At 50.1% G+C, this 14,852-nt stretch carries 14 protein-coding genes; 5 read left to right on the top strand and 9 right to left on the bottom strand.

All coding sequences use genetic code 11. The features are described 5' to 3' along the window. Positions 1 to 95: 95 nt before the first annotated feature. A complete protein-coding gene (locus ACG1VR_RS15220; RefSeq protein WP_395489219.1) occupies positions 96 to 905 on the top strand; it encodes a transcriptional regulator in 810 nt (269 codons plus the stop codon). A gap of 12 nt (positions 906 to 917) precedes the next feature. After that, the gene (locus ACG1VR_RS15215; RefSeq protein WP_016535723.1) at positions 918 to 1,403 is read left to right on the top strand and encodes a hypothetical protein; all 486 of its coding nucleotides are present in this window, start codon (positions 918 to 920) and stop codon (positions 1,401 to 1,403) included. A 33-nt stretch (positions 1,404 to 1,436) separates the two neighbouring features. Here the strand turns inward: ACG1VR_RS15215 and galU are convergent, their stop codons facing one another. From galU to ACG1VR_RS15190, 5 genes are all read right to left on the bottom strand, one after another. Next, positions 1,437 to 2,318: a UTP--glucose-1-phosphate uridylyltransferase GalU gene (galU, locus tag ACG1VR_RS15210; protein WP_395489218.1), complete on the bottom strand. Its 882-nt coding sequence runs from the start codon at positions 2,316 to 2,318 to the stop codon at positions 1,437 to 1,439. 149 nt (positions 2,319 to 2,467) lie between these two features. Beyond that, complete coding sequence (locus ACG1VR_RS15205; protein ID WP_016535725.1) at positions 2,468 to 5,050, bottom strand: EAL domain-containing protein; 2,583 nt, start codon at positions 5,048 to 5,050, stop codon at positions 2,468 to 2,470. Further along, on the bottom strand, positions 5,047 to 6,063 hold the full coding sequence (locus ACG1VR_RS15200; RefSeq protein ID WP_016535726.1) for a GGDEF domain-containing protein: 1,017 nt from the start codon (positions 6,061 to 6,063) through the stop codon (positions 5,047 to 5,049). Before ACG1VR_RS15200 ends, ACG1VR_RS15205 begins: the two co-directional genes overlap by 4 nt. 149 nt (positions 6,064 to 6,212) lie before the next feature. Then, positions 6,213 to 6,554: a RamA family antibiotic efflux transcriptional regulator gene (locus ACG1VR_RS15195; RefSeq protein ID WP_172567906.1), complete on the bottom strand. Its 342-nt coding sequence runs from the start codon at positions 6,552 to 6,554 to the stop codon at positions 6,213 to 6,215. 252 nt (positions 6,555 to 6,806) lie between these two features. Beyond that, the gene (locus ACG1VR_RS15190; RefSeq protein WP_395491119.1) at positions 6,807 to 7,595 is read right to left on the bottom strand and encodes a MipA/OmpV family protein; all 789 of its coding nucleotides are present in this window, start codon (positions 7,593 to 7,595) and stop codon (positions 6,807 to 6,809) included. 125 nt (positions 7,596 to 7,720) lie between these two features. Here ACG1VR_RS15190 and ACG1VR_RS15185 point away from each other — a divergent pair, with 125 nt between their 5' ends. The 3 genes from ACG1VR_RS15185 (at position 7,721) to ACG1VR_RS15175 (ending at position 11,501) form a co-directional block, all read left to right on the top strand. Next, positions 7,721 to 8,419: a response regulator gene (locus tag ACG1VR_RS15185; RefSeq protein WP_395489217.1), complete on the top strand. Its 699-nt coding sequence runs from the start codon at positions 7,721 to 7,723 to the stop codon at positions 8,417 to 8,419. Beyond that, positions 8,416 to 9,597: a sensor histidine kinase gene (locus tag ACG1VR_RS15180; protein ID WP_395489216.1), complete on the top strand. Its 1,182-nt coding sequence runs from the start codon at positions 8,416 to 8,418 to the stop codon at positions 9,595 to 9,597. Before ACG1VR_RS15185 ends, ACG1VR_RS15180 begins: the two co-directional genes overlap by 4 nt. A 248-nt stretch (positions 9,598 to 9,845) precedes the next feature. Continuing rightward, positions 9,846 to 11,501, top strand: a complete 1,656-nt coding sequence (locus tag ACG1VR_RS15175; protein ID WP_395489215.1) for an SgrR family transcriptional regulator — start codon at positions 9,846 to 9,848, stop codon at positions 11,499 to 11,501. 12 nt (positions 11,502 to 11,513) lie between these two features. Here ACG1VR_RS15175 and ACG1VR_RS15170 read toward each other — a convergent pair whose 3' ends face one another. Genes ACG1VR_RS15170 through ACG1VR_RS15155 form a run of 4 tightly spaced genes read right to left on the bottom strand, consistent with a single transcriptional unit; the run spans position 11,514 to position 14,843 of the window. Then, positions 11,514 to 12,362, bottom strand: coding sequence for a hypothetical protein (locus tag ACG1VR_RS15170; RefSeq protein ID WP_395489214.1), 849 nt, complete (start codon positions 12,360 to 12,362; stop codon positions 11,514 to 11,516). 33 nt (positions 12,363 to 12,395) lie between these two features. After that, the gene (locus tag ACG1VR_RS15165) at positions 12,396 to 13,025 is read right to left on the bottom strand and encodes an IbrB-like domain-containing protein (RefSeq protein WP_395489213.1); all 630 of its coding nucleotides are present in this window, start codon (positions 13,023 to 13,025) and stop codon (positions 12,396 to 12,398) included. Then, positions 13,022 to 14,239 carry a phosphoadenosine phosphosulfate reductase gene (locus tag ACG1VR_RS15160; RefSeq protein ID WP_395491118.1) on the bottom strand — a complete coding sequence of 406 codons (1,218 nt, stop codon included), beginning with the start codon at positions 14,237 to 14,239 and terminating at the stop codon, positions 13,022 to 13,024. The genes ACG1VR_RS15165 and ACG1VR_RS15160 overlap by 4 nt, the downstream gene beginning before the upstream one ends. Next, positions 14,232 to 14,843, bottom strand: a complete 612-nt coding sequence (locus tag ACG1VR_RS15155; RefSeq protein WP_172567898.1) for a hypothetical protein — start codon at positions 14,841 to 14,843, stop codon at positions 14,232 to 14,234. The genes ACG1VR_RS15160 and ACG1VR_RS15155 overlap by 8 nt, the downstream gene beginning before the upstream one ends. Positions 14,844 to 14,852: the final 9 nt, after the last annotated feature.

The following is a 14,852-nucleotide window of genomic DNA, read 5'->3' as shown; positions in this document are numbered from 1 at the left end:
TAAATTGTATAAAGCTCTATTCGCTACTTATCTACTTGATAAATATCTTCCCGGCACCTTATACTCACTGCTAATTTACATATAAAGGTGAGCTTATGCGTTATCGTATTAATCACTCGATAATCTATACGCCTGATGATGGCACGGTTAAGCTTACCGCCGACGGTGAGAACGAAATCTCTTCCGGAGAAATTTCTCTGGCGCCGACGGCAAACCGCCTTTTAGCTATGCTGATTAGCCACCACGGCAGCATTCTTCAGCGTGATGAACTGCTGAACAATGTCTGGGATGCACACGGCCTGCGGGCTTCAAACAACAGCCTCAACCAATATATCAGCGTATTAAGGCGCAACTTCGCCGACCTCGGGCTGGAGGAAACGGTGATTGTCACCATTCCAACCGTGGGCTTTATGTTCAGCAAGGATATTCAGGTCATCGTTGAAGATGCCCCGGCTGCCGGGGCGCGGGTTCAGGCATCCTCCTCCCCGCGGCCCGTCGCCTCTCCGCCCGGTGAAGGGGCAGAAGGTGCTGTTCCCCGCGCGGCAAAATTTAAGAAATGGGCCATAGTGGCAGCCTTAGCGCTGCTTACCGCGGCTAACGGCTGGTTTTTCCTTCGCCCTAATTCCGCTGCCCCGGTGTTTGAGCAACGCTTCCTGCTAGGCACGCTGGAAAGCTGCCCGGTTTATACCTTCTACAAAACGGACAGTTCCAGCCAGAGCAAGTATATGGACCTGGTGCGCAAGAGCATGGAGCGAGCCAGTTTTCACTGCAAGCCGGATAGAGAAATCTTTTTTAAAATTGAAGATCGTGCGCTTTATCATCAAAAAGCAACGATGTTTATCGCGATTTGCAGCCGACTCAAAGAGAATGAATTCTCCGGCTGCCGCAGCTATTACACTAACTAAGCGACCGTTCTGATGAGAAAAATAATCGTTGCCGTGCTGTTCATTAACGTCGCTTTTGCGCTTTGGGCGCTGTACCTGCGTGCGCCGCTAACCTCCCGGGGGCTGAACGTTTTTTGTGAAGCATCGCTTAAATTGAGTAACGACAGGGATGGCTCGGTATTTGATTTCGATGGCACAATAGTCACGCGATTTAAAAACGACGGGACGGGCTACCTCGACCTGCTGGGCGTTGCCGGCCGGCAGGGGAAAATTTATAACGTTTCTCGTGAGGTCAACTTTAGCTGGGTACCGAAAGACGAGGACGGTATTTATGGCATCACGCTGCATACCGCCACGGTGACCCAGGGGGATAATACGCCGAACGAACTGGTGGAAAACAACATTACCGGGCGTATGAACGTGGTCAACAGCTACATTGTGCGCCACGCCAACCACAACACCTGGAGCATCGGCAACATCTATACGCCAATTGTTATGTGCGTGGACAAAAAGAACTAATGTCTCGGGAGCAGGTTTTCGCTCCCGAAACCTTCAATTTTTTACCGCCGTTTCTAACCACTCTCGAAATATCCCCCCCAGATCAGGGTGAGCCAGCGCGTGCTCGACAAATGCCTGGGCATAACCAAGTTTGTTGCCGCAGTCGTGGCTTTTCCCTTCGAGCGCAAAAGCCGCAACCGGCTCAAGCGACATCAGTTTTTCAATCGCATCGGTAAGCTGAATTTCATCTCCGGCACCCGGCTGCGTCTGGCTTAACAGCGGCCAGATATCCGGTGAGAGCACATAGCGCCCGACGATGGCGAGGTTAGACGGCGCGTCTTCAGGGCGTGGTTTTTCCACCACGCGGCAGGCAACGTGGCTGCTGCCGGGTTTCAGCGTCGCACCCTGGCAGTCGGCCACGCCATAGTTCGCCACTTCATCCCACGGAACCGGGGCGACCATTATCTGGCTCATACCGGTTTGCCGGTAATTTTGCAGCATGGTTTTCAAATTGCCGTGGCCTGGCTCAATGATAACGTCGGGCAGAAGAACAGCGAAGGGGCTATCGCCTATCAGCGGCAGGGCACATAAAATCGCGTGTCCCAACCCTTTGGCCACGTTCTGGCGGACCGCCATGATCGAGACATCCGGCGGACAGATAGATTTTACCTCTTCGAGCAGCTGGCGTTTGACGCGCTGTTCCAGCATGGCCTCCAGCTCAAAGCTGGTATCGAAATGATTTTCGATGGCGTTTTTGGAAGAGTGGGTGACCAGCACAATGTCTTTGATACCCGCCGCGATGCACTCTTCCACGATATATTGGATCAGCGGCTTATCAACCAGCGGCAGCATCTCTTTCGGAATGGCTTTGGTTGCGGGCAGCATACGGGTGCCAAGACCCGCCACGGGAATAATGGCTTTAGTAACTGAACTCATGAGGTCCTCGGTAAAGATATAGGCTTATAAAACGTGGTTTATCTGCACAGCAGGTTTGCCTGCTGTGCGGGGATATAGCTAAAAGGGGATGACGGACGAGAGACGCGTAAGCGGGTTACGCGTGGGGTAAACTCTCGCCGTCAAATTCGTCAGGCGTTGGCGCTGCGGCCAAGCCAGCTTTTACCGGTGTCGAGCATCTCTTCCGGCCAGTCTTCAAATTTCATCGGTCGGCAGAAGTAGTAGCCTTGTGCTTTCTCGCAGCCCATTGAGGCCAGTTTTTCAGCAACCTCTACGGTTTCCACGCCTTCGGCAATCAGCGGTACGTTGAACCCTTTAGCCAGCAAAATAACAGCCGAAATAATGGATTCATTTTTCTTGTCTTTAAGCACGTCCATCACGAAGTTTCTGTCGATTTTCAGAGCGTCGAACTCCAGCTTATGCAGGTAAGAAAGGCTGGAGAAGCCGGAGCCGAAATCGTCGATGGAAAGGGTGACGCCGTTTTTACGCAGCGTGGCGATGGTCTCTTTCAGCTCGTTATCGCCTTTGATCATGCTGGTTTCGGTAATTTCGATGCAGATATTGCTATTTTTCAGCCCGGCAGCGGCGATGGTGCTCAGCAGGTAATCGCAGAAGTCCGGCTGGGTCAGTTCGATTATCGATACGTTGATGTGCAGCTTGAAGTCGACGGGGCAGAAGCCACGCCCAATCTGCGCCGCGAGTTCCCCGCACGCCTGGTTTATTATCCAGCGGCCAAGCTGGATGATAAACCCGGACTCTTCGGCAACGGCAATCAGCTTATCCGGACGAACCATGCCCAGCTCAGGGTTGTTCCAGCGCAGCAGGCACTCGGCCTCTTTCACCGTGGTGGAGTCCAGCAGCACTATCGGCTGGTAAACCAGGAACAGCTCCTGATTTGGAATGGCGCCATACAGATGGTTAAGCATGGTGATGTTATTCAGCGCCTGCTCACGCAGCAAATCATCGTAAACCCGCGTGTGAACATTTTCGCTCTGGCGAGCCGACTGCAGCGCGATGTTGGCGTGGGTGATGGCGGTGCTTAACGGCACGGTATCGTCAGGGCAGGTGACAAGGCCTGTGTGGCCGGTAAAGACAAACCCGGTATTTTCGTACTCCCCTTCCGCTTCTTGCATCAGGCTCATCAGGCTTGCGGTGTAGGTTTCAAGCTGTTCCGGCATGTTCACCGGGCAGCAGATGATAAACCTGTCCACCGCGTCGCGGGCCAGCACCACATCTTCGGGGAAGTGGCGGCTGATAAAGTCAATAAAGGCCTGGAGGTAGCGCGTGGCGTAGCTGCTGCCGAGGTTGTTTATCATGGTCTGAACATTGCTCAGGCTCACGATGCCAATCACGCCCTGGAAAGTCGGTTTCGCCTGGGTCAGCGCCGCCAGTAGCCCTTTTCGGGTCAGCAGGCCGGTTTCGCTGTCTATGTTTATCTGGTCTTCGAGCAGGGCAAAAGCGCTGTCCAGGTCGTTAGACATCTGGTGCAGGGCGCTGTCGAGTGAGTTCACTTCCTGGAACGACCAGCCCTGATTACGCTCAATTTTGCGACGCAGGGCGATGTCTGGTGCCTGCTCAGCAATTTTTTTCAGCGGGTTGACCACAACAGAAAGAATACGATGGGCGATGAAGCAGCTGACTAAAAAGACCAGTACGGCAATCAGAATAGTGATGCTGCGGTAGCCGGAAAGTTTGCCGAGCAGTTCATTTTCAGAAACCAGCACCACCATATGCCAGCCTTTAAGGTTTTGAGAATCGCCCACTTTGATGACTTTGCAAAAGTAGCGTGTGCCGTCCACTTCAATTTTATTAATGGTGCCGTCGTCCTTGCGCAAAAACTCGGCGGTAGCCTTGACGACCGGCTCTTCGCTTTGCGAAACCAACGGCAGGTCGGCGCCGCTTTGCTCGGCCAGGCCGTGAACTCTTTGGTTTTGAATCAGCTCCGGGGCAGAGGTGGCGATTATCTGCTGTTTGTCGTTTACCAGGTAAATCAGGCTATGTTCTGCGGTGGTCAGACTGGTAAGAAAGCGGCTCAGGCGACTAAGGCGTAAATCGCTGGAAACCACGCCGATATACGCGCCATTGCGGTCAAGAACAGGGGAGCTAAAGGAGATACTGACGCCGGACTCGGAGTTTACATCGCGGTAGGCGTTACTCCACATCGAGGTGTGGGCCTGGTTGACGGCGCTAAACCAGGGGCGTTCAAACAGGTTGTAGTTATCGACGGTGTACATCACCGGGCTGGTGTCGGTGCCGTCGCGATAGAACACCAGTTTGTTATCGGTGTCGGCGTTCTTTTTAATCTGAAACGTCCAGTTTGACTCCAGATCGCGGTTAAAGCCGACATAGTTACCCTCAACGCTGCCGAAAGCGATGGAGCTCAGCAGTGAGTCACGGGTAAACATCTGGGTCATCACTTTATATAAATAGTTGCTGATATCGGTGAATGCTTTGCCTCTGTCGCCCGCATCCAGCGTTTTAATGAACAGCGTGGCGATAGAGTTAGCCTGCTGCGGGATATAAATATAGTAATTAAGCGCGTTTCCCACGGCCTCGCCGCGGGTATTTATAATGCGTTCACTCATTACGTTGAGGGTATCATTTTCGCGGTAAAACTGGATATATACCACGCTGACGATAGTCACCGATGCAAAGATAAAGAACACAATAAATATGGCTGTTCGCAGTGACAGCTGAAGCTTCCTGACCATCATTTGTCTCCCTCAAAAGTGAATGAATTCTTGCCGTCCCGTTTGGATATATACAGATTTTGGTCGGCTTGAATCATCGCTTTTTCAACGTTACCGTCGCAGCGGGCAACGCCGATGGACAGAGATGGCGTGAAGTGGCCGCCTTCCGGCAGGGGAATTTTCAGTGAGTTAATAGTATCAATAACCCGGCTGGCGGCGATTTTCGCGCCCGCTTGATCGGTTTTGAACAGGAATATTGAGAATTCATCCCCACCCATTCGTACTACTTTGTCGTGATCGCGAATATGTAGCTTCATGCTATGAGCACATTCCTGCAGAACTCTGTCGCCAAAAGCATGGCCGTAATTGTCATTCACCGATTTAAAATCATCGACGTCAATGGCAAGGATGTAGCAAATCCCTTCGCTGTCACGGATTTTACTCATATATCGACGGTTGTAAACGCCGGTCAGCGGGTCAATCATATAATTTCCGCGCAAATTGCGCAGGGAGTAAAAATAATAAACTGCCTGCACGCAGCGGATAAATGCCATGATTGTTGGAATAAGAATAAGGATCAGCAGTTGACGATTATAGTAGGTTTTAGTGTCGTCAAGCAGGCTTTTGGCAAGGATTGAGAAGCGATTGTCGTTAATGGCAATCTCGTGATAGACCTCGCGGGTATCAAGGTCGCGGGTCTTCAGGTATATATTTTCCGCAAAGTGTTCTTCTTCGTACTTTACCGCATCGCTAATCGGAGATCTAAAGACACTTTTTACATAATCGCTATACAGTCCGGCTATCTCTTTCTGGTAGCCCGCAGAGTCTCCTGCATGGCGGAAGATAATGTCATTAATCTTAGTCAGATAATCAGACTTCATAATCGAGATATTAAGCACGCTTTCTATCTCATTATTCATCTTTTCAATTTTGGTATAGAAGAGTGCGAAGCAAATCAGGCTCACTACCAGCGAAGTGATAGTGATGAAATAGTGCCAGCTGGCGGAATTGTTATAGACGTCGTTAAGGCGTTTCATAGACTGACCCAATTTCGTTTAGAAGTAATGGGTACACCCTACCAGCGATCGCTTTATTTGGTTATTTATAGAGTAAAATGCATCATATTTATTATATAATTCTAATTATAAATTAATTTATAGATTTTAATGTTGCACTGCGCGTTACGTCAGCGGTGAGTTTTCGCCTGCTGCTTTCGATAGTTCCCCGGAGAAAGGCTGAAGTTGCGGGTGAAAAGGCGGTTAAAGGTCTGCTGTGATTCGAAGCCGTACTTCATAGAAATGTCGACAATTCTCTCCTGAGTGTTTCTGAGATCCTCGGCAGCAAGGCAGAGCTTTCTTTCCCTGATATAGCGCCCGAGGCTGGTTCCTTTGCACTCCAGAAACAAACGCTGAAAATGCCATTTAGAATAGCCCGCGTAGCGAGCCACCTCCTCAATACGCAGCGGTTGATGAATATTATGGTCAATCCAGTCGGCGATTGACTCGACCACCAGAGCAGAAAAGTTCATGCATCGATTCTCCGCAAAAAATTGTTGCCAGCTAAAGTGAATGGCAGGTTTGATGAATATTAGCGACTCAGTCTTTTGATCAGATATCGTAAATAGTGAGGTGAGAAATAATCGCAGTTGGGCTGCGGCCTGGCCTCATTGATATCTGATTTTATATCGTTGATGCGTTGGCCAGGGCACAGCGCCAATAACATGAAAATCATCGGAAGTGCGATCTTCATAAATATAAATAACGTCAATTTTTGGCTTAGCTCAGAAGGTATAGCTTATTGCCAGAGCGCCCGTCGTGCCGCCGCGCTGCATCACTATTGGGCTTCTGGCGGCGTTTTTTGCCAGCCACGTATAGTTAACGCTAAACCATCCGCCCCAATGCTCGCTGAACTGATGAGTCCACGTCAGGCCGGTATCCGCGCCGTAAAACCCTCCGGAAGTGCTGTAACGGGCGTAACCTGAGCGATCGCTTTGCTTGCGGCTTACGCCGTACCAGGTGTTGAGATAGCGAGCATCGCCAAATAGCGCGCTGGTCTGGAAGGTGAGGCTGTTATCGTCATCCATAACGGGAATATAATTTATCGCCGTTGAATAAGAGGCGCCCAGGCCGTCGCTCAGCGGTAAAGTCGTTTTGCCTTCAAAAACCAGCCAGGGAGTAACGGCCCAGCCGAGAGCAATAGCGCTATTAACCGTTGCAGAAATATTTCCCATGCCTTTTAATTTATCTGACCCTTTACGCCAGCCGGAGTTTTTATCGGTACGCCCGGAATCATAACCTATTGTCGGTTCTAAATATAAGCCGTCGTCATTTTGAAGGTGAACCCCAAGCCCTTTTATAGAATCGAGAAAGAAATTATTTTCCTGCCAATGAATTAACGGTATAACGCTTGTGTTTTGCTCGTCAGAACCGCTATAGCGAGGGGAAGTAAGCGCGCCCAGGCTAAAAGTTACTGCCGACTGCTCTTCCTGGTAATTACTTGCCCAGGCCGATGAAATACCTGATGTTATTAATGTGGGTATTATGTATAGGAAACTTTTTTTAGTTAACATAATAATTCTCGTTGTCTTCTGTTTATATTTTAATGCATCATTAATTACGCCAGCCAGGGAATTATGCGTAAGGCTTATCAATGAAATGCCAGGGATTTGTGAAGAAACTGTCAAGGTCGTACTAAATGCAAAATAAAAGAGTCCTGGTGATTGAAGATGACGCTGACGCGGCTAACGTGCTGGAGGCATATCTCAGGCGTGAAGGCTATAGCGTTGCGGTAGCGGGAGACGGACTGGCAGGCATGAATAGGGTGCTGAGCTGGAAGCCGGATCTTATCCTGCTGGATGTGATGCTGCCCGGGATGAACGGAACGGAGATCCTTGCCGCCGTCAGGCGCAAGGGCAACACCCCGGTGATTATGATAACCGCGATGGGGGAGGCCTACGACAAGATAGGCGCACTGCGCTATGGGGCCGACGACTATGTTGTTAAGCCCTATAATCCTGGCGAAGTGATGGCGCGAGTGCAGGCGGTGCTCAGGCGCAGCAACGTCAATCAGGAAGCCAGAGAAGAAGTTTTACGCCGGGAGCGGCTGGAAATAGATACCGTGAATATGGTGGGCAAAGTCCTGACAGGAGAAGGTGGATTTATCCGTCTCGATTTAACCCTGACAGAGCTGTCGATTTTGACTGCCCTGATGCGGGCTTCGTCCAGGCCGCTAAGCCGCCAGTTCTTGCTTGAAGAGTGTCTGCCGGAAAGCGATGCCCTCGAACGCGTGGTTGATACTCATGTTTATAACTTAAGAAAAAAACTTGAGGCCGCAGGCGTCGAAGACGTTATTTTTAATGTGCGCGGCGTCGGCTACAGGTTCTGCAAACCATGAAAATTAAAAAACATAACTCTCTGCTGTTATGGATCTCAGCCAGAATTATTGTGGTTGCGGTTAGCGTGGTATTTTTTATTGTGCTGGCGATGTGGAGTATTTATGCGGTGCAATATTATTGGGTGGTACACCGCATGTCGCCTGCTCTTTATGCGGAGTTTTTAACGCTCAGGGAAAATCCGACCTTAGATCTTTTACGTTTTCATGAAATAGTCGATGCCGGGTGGGGGCTTGAATTCAGCACGCCGTCATTAAGTTCGCTTAACTGGGGCTGGCTATTTATTTTCATTACCATGGCAACGCCGTTCGTGATTTTAAGATGTTTACGTGCCGCCCGCCCGCTCGCCGCTCAATTTAGCAGCCTTACCGAAGTGGCGGAAATTGTCGCCCAGGGAAGCTTCGAACGCCAGGCTAAGCTGGTGAATGAGTGTCCGGAAGAAATAGTCAGATTTACCCATAATTTCAATAAAATGATAAGCCAGCTGGCGCTATACGAACGTGAACTGAAAGCGGCCCACGTTGCTGCGGCGCACGAGCTACGCTCGCCGCTGACAGCGGCAATGGGCAGGCTTCAGGGGATGATTGATCACGTTTTCCCTGCCGATCAAAAACAGCTAAATATGGTGATGACTCAGTTAAAAAGCCTGGGTCGGCTGACCGATGATCTGCATTTTTTGTCTCTCGCAAGCGCAGGGCAGTTAACGCTGCAAATGGGCGTACTAAATCTGGAAAGCGTTTTAAATGAGCGGCTGGCCTGGCTTAAACCCCAGCTGGAGGCCGCCGGTATGTCGGTTTCACTGGAAGCTGAAGGCGAGTTTTACTATGTCGGGGATGAGTCCAGGCTCGGGCAGGTATTCAATATTATCATCGAAAATATGCTGCGTTATTGCGCCCGGGGTGACAGCATGCAGATTTGTATGAGCCGAAGCGAGCGGGGGATTGAACTCACCTTCCAGGATTCCGGGCCTGGCGTAGCGGAAGATTATCTGCCGCATATATTTGAGCGTTTTACGCGAGGTGAACGCTCGCGAGCCCGAGACTCCGGCGGCAGCGGGCTTGGGCTTTCCATCGCGAAAGAAATTTGTGCTGCCCACCACGGGCAGATAACGGCCAGCCTGCCGCAAGAAAAGGGACTGCTGATAGCGATCGGTTTGCCAGTATGGATCCCTGACAATTAAAATATTAATCTTATGAAGATATTTTTTGTTTTATTTTTAATATTTGTAATACAAATTGTTAATGATTATCGGTTTTCCTAAAGAAAAACCCTAAAATAAGGTGGTTCTATAAATAAGGCGTGCCATGGGTCCATAGCTTAATGAGCGCTAAATATAACATATCGCCATTCAAAGGCGTGATTAAGTGTAGTGATAATATTTAAAGACTGATCGGCCTTTATTATTTCGACAATTAATAGAGGCCACAGATGAAATTAAAGCGTCTTGCGAGGCAGTATCGCCGCCTGCTACAGCGCTGGCAAACCATGCCTGTTACCATAACCCTTTATGATATCTCCGATGTTCTCGCCTGTAGCCCCCGTTACGCGCGCACCCTGTTAACCGCCATGAGTGAGCAGGGTTGGTTGGGCTGGTCCGCACAGCCTGGCCGGGGAAACAGCGGCTATCTCCAGTGTTTGCTGAATGAAAACGCGCTGCATGAAATAGAGCACCGCCAGCCGGTCAGGGAAACGGAAACATCCACATCCGATTTTTCGGCTTCGTCGGCGTCCTTGCCACTTCATTCTGGCATCAAAATTACCTTCTATCGCCCGCTTGCGGCTATTACTCCCTCATTGCATACCAACTGGGCGGAGCGCCATCTGTTGAGAATGGTTCATGCGGGCCTGACGCGTATCTCGGACGAGGGATGGGTGAGGCCCGATCTGGCCTGTGCCTTCGAGCACAGCGATGACTTTTGCGAGTGGCGATTTTATATTCAGCCGGGGCTGGTCTGGCATAATGGTGAGGCATTGCACCCGGCACAAATTGAAAATTTTGCCCGCGACAGGTTAATGCCGGAAATCGCAAATATAGAGCAGGCAGAGCTGCTGGGAAGCAGCACTCTGATCCTGAGGCTGAAAACACCAGACACGCGGCTTCCTTCCCGGCTGGCGAACCCTGCATACTTTTTGGCGCACCCGGAGGAAGGAGAATGCGGGCTTGGGCCTTATGCTATTGTGTCGCACTCCAGCGAAACGCTTCACCTGAGAGCCTGCGAACATTATTACGGGCGCAAGCCGGTGATTGAAAAAATTGAATATCAGGCGACCTATCAGTTGCCGGAAAAATGGACTCAAATCAGGATAGAGGATTATACCCCTGCCCGCGAAATGGTCAGCCATGCCTCACGAAATGCCGTGGGGATCCTGCTGCTGGCTTTTAATATGAATCGCCCCGGCATTACCCCCGAACAACGAGCGCTGGTGAATGCTCTGGCGAGCCAGTCGGTTGCCGAATTGCAGGCGGAAAATAAGCTGGCAGCCTCTTCGGAATACTTCGATATTGAGGACAGCAAAGCCCCTGCGGATTTTACCGTGCCGCTGCCGGAATCTTTGTCGATAGCTTATTTTTATACCGGGGAGAGCGACCTGATAGTGGGGCGACTGGAGCATAAGCTTAAATATTACGGTTGCCGCCTGAAAAGCACGGCTATTAGCCCGGACCGTTGGTATCTGGAGCGGGGTTGGCACGAGAAAGATCTTGGCCTGGCGTTTTTCCAGCCGGGCCACGATATGGAATTTTCAGTGGAAGACCGTTTCCGAAATGGAACCATGATTCAGACGCTGGTATCGAGCGATATAAAGGCGAGGGTAGAGAAGTTTTTTGCCGCTGCGGCGCTGAGCGATAACTATAAAAAGCATGTTAACCGCGCGGCTCGCCTGTTTCTTAACAGCGATGGCCTGCAATTGCTGTTTTCATACCGTTTCTCGGTCCAGGTTTCTTCGGCGCTAAAAAACGTGCAGTTTACGCCGGAAGGCTGGCCGGACTACTCCAGGATGTGGATTGACGAAAGCTACACCGGGCTCAATGTAGCTCCGGTCATCCAGAATCAAAAACAATCCAGAGCATACTCATTTTGCTAGCGGCTGTGCTGTTCAGGGGTATTCTATATAGATAATGGTGCTGGCTTCATAACTCCCGGCATCGGCATCGGGGGAGATAGATAAAGTGCTTTTTATATTCATTACGTTAGCTCCGGACTTTAAATTAAATATACTGCCGCCAGGATAATCAGTTCCATTTTTATTAAATACTAGCTTTGAGATGACGCCGGGTGCTAATTGCAATGTATCCTGACCGATTATTAAGCGAACGCCAATCTCTGCCGTGCAGTTAATCGCCATTCCGGAAATGACTTGTGAAGTTTTAGCGGTAGTCAGAACATTTTTGTGATCTTGAGTGATCTGCGGTATTCCAAACTCACAATATTCATAGGGCGGTGGTGCCTGTAAGCAGCCGTTTGCAGGATAATTTACGGCAGCTTCATATAATGCTACGCCGGGGGTGGGGCCAAAGCCAAAACCAACGCATAATGCACTGAATCTCTCATGTGTTGAATTTGAGTCCAGTTTTATTGTTTTTTGACCGGAAAGCCCATGGTTCCATGCATATAACCCGGCTTCACTTATCGTCATATTTTCATCAATACCTGTTAGCATATTCTCTTTGCTACCATAAGCATAAATGGTAGTAGATGATTTGTCTTTTGTCTTGGTAACAATGCCAAAATTCCCATTATTACCTCCAGCTACCCCAGCGTAATAGTCTTTTACAAGAATATCCCCCAATGGGCCAATATCCATAAGCTGACTGGTGATGATTAGCTGAATGTATTCGGTATTTGATGGATCTATTTTTACGCTGGTCACCATCGGGAATAAAGACGCGTTGCAAAGCTGGCTAAACAGCAGTACTAAAAAAGAAAAAACTATCCTGATAGACATAAACATTTCCTTATATGTAAACGCCGGGCGGGTTTATTTCACCGTCCACGCTTCGCTAAATTTTTCCCCGGCAAAAAGCTCCGCCAGGCCGCTTATCTGTTTGAGACGCAGCACTTCATCGGTGTCCATTCCCAGCTCCAGGCCTATTTTTTCGTCTTCCCAGCCGAGGCGGGATAAATCCCGCACCACGCCAGACATGGCGTCTATCTGATGCTTACCCCTGGCGCGGTTATGGCGAACCGTGGCCGCAACCCGCTCGGCCAGACCCTGGGAGTCGGCGTTTACCACGGTGGCGGGCAGGTAGCCGGTTAGCCCGCCGCTGCTTTTCACGATGTTTTTCCCGAGCTGGTAACGGTGAAAGCCATCTACCAGCTGGTATTTTTCTTTTAGCGGGGAAACCACCACCGGCTGGGTAAAACCTTCGGTTTCCAGCGAGTGTTTCAATAGGCGTTTCTCGACCGGAGCCATGGTGTTGGGGTTATATTCATTGGCCGTAATGGCGTCCGCGTGCAGCCATAGCACGCAGTCAACCGGCTCATTTTTAAACGGGCTGTGCCGGTGCAGGCGTTCTTTTACCGCATTCTGGGCGGCTATTTTTTCTTTATCACCGGGGATGTTTTGCAGCAGGACATCAAGTTCATGAAGTAACTCATTAAGCGTCATAGTATTCCCCACTGGCTTCTTTTTTTGTTCATGCGCTCAAGGTAGCGCTGGTAATGCCGGGGCTTATTCGGGCTGAACGACAGCATTCGGCACCAGTAATCATTTTTCAGCAGCATTTTGCAGACCCGACGCCAGGAGGGGACATCTTTGTACCCGAGATCTTTTTCCTGCTGGTCGGGAATATTTTCCGGGAAGCCGTGCTGCTGGAACCATTTAATGTAAATGGCAATTTTATTGCGGTAGTGCTCTGCGGTTTGCTCCGGCATGGAGTCGAGCAGGAACATGGCATAACCCTGCCAGTTAAAATGCTCCGGCTTTACCAGCACCTTGTTTAAGGCATAAAAGGCGCCGCTCTGGCTGCCGTAAAGCGCTCCGCTATGCGCACCGCTGACTCGGGAGCATATTTCGCCCCAGGTCTCCGGCTCCAGAATATGAAATAACCACAGGCTACGGCGCTGCTCCGGCCCGAAGGGTTCGCAAACCCGCATTGAACGTACCGGAACGCCGGCCTGGTGCATTCTGTCGTAGAGCGCGTTGTAGCAGGCTTTATATCGGGTATTAAAAATCCAGATATCCTCAATTTTCCAGTCGTAGAGAGGTGAAACCGTATAGTAAAAACCCTCCTGAGCCGCCGTGGTCCATGGCTTGTCGTCGGCGTAGCGAGTTTTGCGTTGAGAGGTGATACCGATGTAGCGCTTGTAGGATTCCTCCGCCCGCATGCCGGTTGCAACCGCCGCGCCTTTTCCGCCAGACAGCCAGCGGGAAAATGCCGGAACAAACTCTTCAAAAGTCATGGCGTAGTAGTAGAAAGGAAAATAGCTTTCATCGGTGATTGCCTGCCCGGGAGGAGGGCGCACCCACTTTTTATCACGCTCCCAGGCAATCCATTCCGGCTGGAACTGCGAGACGCCGTTAATAGTGGTTAACGGAAGCGCAACCCAATAGAAGCTTGAGATAACATCGCTATAAAGCGTCTGCATGCGCACGACATGATCGATGGTGTACTGAAACTGTATTTCCCAGTCGATAAACAACACCGAAAACTGAGTTTTGCGGCGCCGGGCAATCTCCCCGGCAAGATGAAACAGCACGGTTGAATCTTTGCCCCCGGAAAAAGAAATACAGACGTGAGGAAAAACTTCAAACAGCCATTCAATTCTTAACCGCGTGGCCTGCAATACATTCAGGCCAAGCGGTATTTTTGCATCATTCAACTGGCTCACCTTGCTCCGTCGTTATTATCTTTATTTCCCGGTAGTGATTGATTAATTTACAATCGAGCTGGTGACCCTGAATGCCGAGATAAGAAATCATCAGCTGCTTATAGCGGCTTATTTTTTTTATATTAATCCCAAGGCGCTTCGACACCTGAATGGGTGGCATATGTTGAAGCAGCTTTATGACCTGCCCCTGAAGTTGCGTTAGCGGCACTCTTTTATTTTCTTTACCGCTTCGATAGGTGATATGGGCAATTTTTACCGCAATCTCCTGCAGGCTGGCGGAGAGCTTTAGCGAGAAACGCTGAGGGACCAGGGAAGCCAGCACGGAATTTGCTTCGCTGTGCAATAAAAGCTGCGGAACTTTGGGCTTTATACTGTGGAGCATATGGGTGACGCTAAGCGTGCGGTGGCGAGAATATCTGTCGCTGGCGACAATGATGATGCCCTGAACGCTGTCTCCAGGCTCTGCGGGACACTCCTGCCACATCGTATTCCCGGTAATGATGGCGCGCGGCATAAACGAGTGGATTAATAATTTAAGGCCATACATCGCTAAGGGGTTGTCGCTGATAATGATAAATTCGATTTCTTTTGTCATAATTTTTCC

Origin of the sequence: Cedecea davisae, from assembly GCF_044095835.1 — a bacterium.
Classification (GTDB): domain Bacteria; phylum Pseudomonadota; class Gammaproteobacteria; order Enterobacterales; family Enterobacteriaceae; genus Cedecea; species Cedecea davisae.
The sequence above is the reverse complement of the archived record's forward strand: the minus strand, read 5'-3'. Positions and strand labels throughout refer to the sequence as shown.

Excerpts from the sequence above, each read along its gene's own strand:
- ACG1VR_RS15220 (WP_395489219.1), top strand. The coding sequence starts at position 96 with ATGCGTTATCGTATTAATCACTCGATAATCTATACGCCTGATGATGGC.
- ACG1VR_RS15215 (WP_016535723.1), top strand. The coding sequence starts at position 918 with ATGAGAAAAATAATCGTTGCCGTGCTGTTCATTAACGTCGCTTTTGCG.
- galU (WP_395489218.1), bottom strand. The coding sequence starts at position 2,318 with ATGAGTTCAGTTACTAAAGCCATTATTCCCGTGGCGGGTCTTGGCACC.
- ACG1VR_RS15205 (WP_016535725.1), bottom strand. The coding sequence starts at position 5,050 with ATGATGGTCAGGAAGCTTCAGCTGTCACTGCGAACAGCCATATTTATT.
- ACG1VR_RS15200 (WP_016535726.1), bottom strand. The coding sequence starts at position 6,063 with ATGAAACGCCTTAACGACGTCTATAACAATTCCGCCAGCTGGCACTAT.
- ACG1VR_RS15195 (WP_172567906.1), bottom strand. The coding sequence starts at position 6,554 with ATGAACTTTTCTGCTCTGGTGGTCGAGTCAATCGCCGACTGGATTGAC.
- ACG1VR_RS15190 (WP_395491119.1), bottom strand. The coding sequence starts at position 7,595 with ATGTTAACTAAAAAAAGTTTCCTATACATAATACCCACATTAATAACA.
- ACG1VR_RS15185 (WP_395489217.1), top strand. The coding sequence starts at position 7,721 with ATGCAAAATAAAAGAGTCCTGGTGATTGAAGATGACGCTGACGCGGCT.
- ACG1VR_RS15180 (WP_395489216.1), top strand. The coding sequence starts at position 8,416 with ATGAAAATTAAAAAACATAACTCTCTGCTGTTATGGATCTCAGCCAGA.
- ACG1VR_RS15175 (WP_395489215.1), top strand. The coding sequence starts at position 9,846 with ATGAAATTAAAGCGTCTTGCGAGGCAGTATCGCCGCCTGCTACAGCGC.
- ACG1VR_RS15170 (WP_395489214.1), bottom strand. The coding sequence starts at position 12,362 with ATGTCTATCAGGATAGTTTTTTCTTTTTTAGTACTGCTGTTTAGCCAG.
- ACG1VR_RS15165 (WP_395489213.1), bottom strand. The coding sequence starts at position 13,025 with ATGACGCTTAATGAGTTACTTCATGAACTTGATGTCCTGCTGCAAAAC.
- ACG1VR_RS15155 (WP_172567898.1), bottom strand. The coding sequence starts at position 14,843 with ATGACAAAAGAAATCGAATTTATCATTATCAGCGACAACCCCTTAGCG.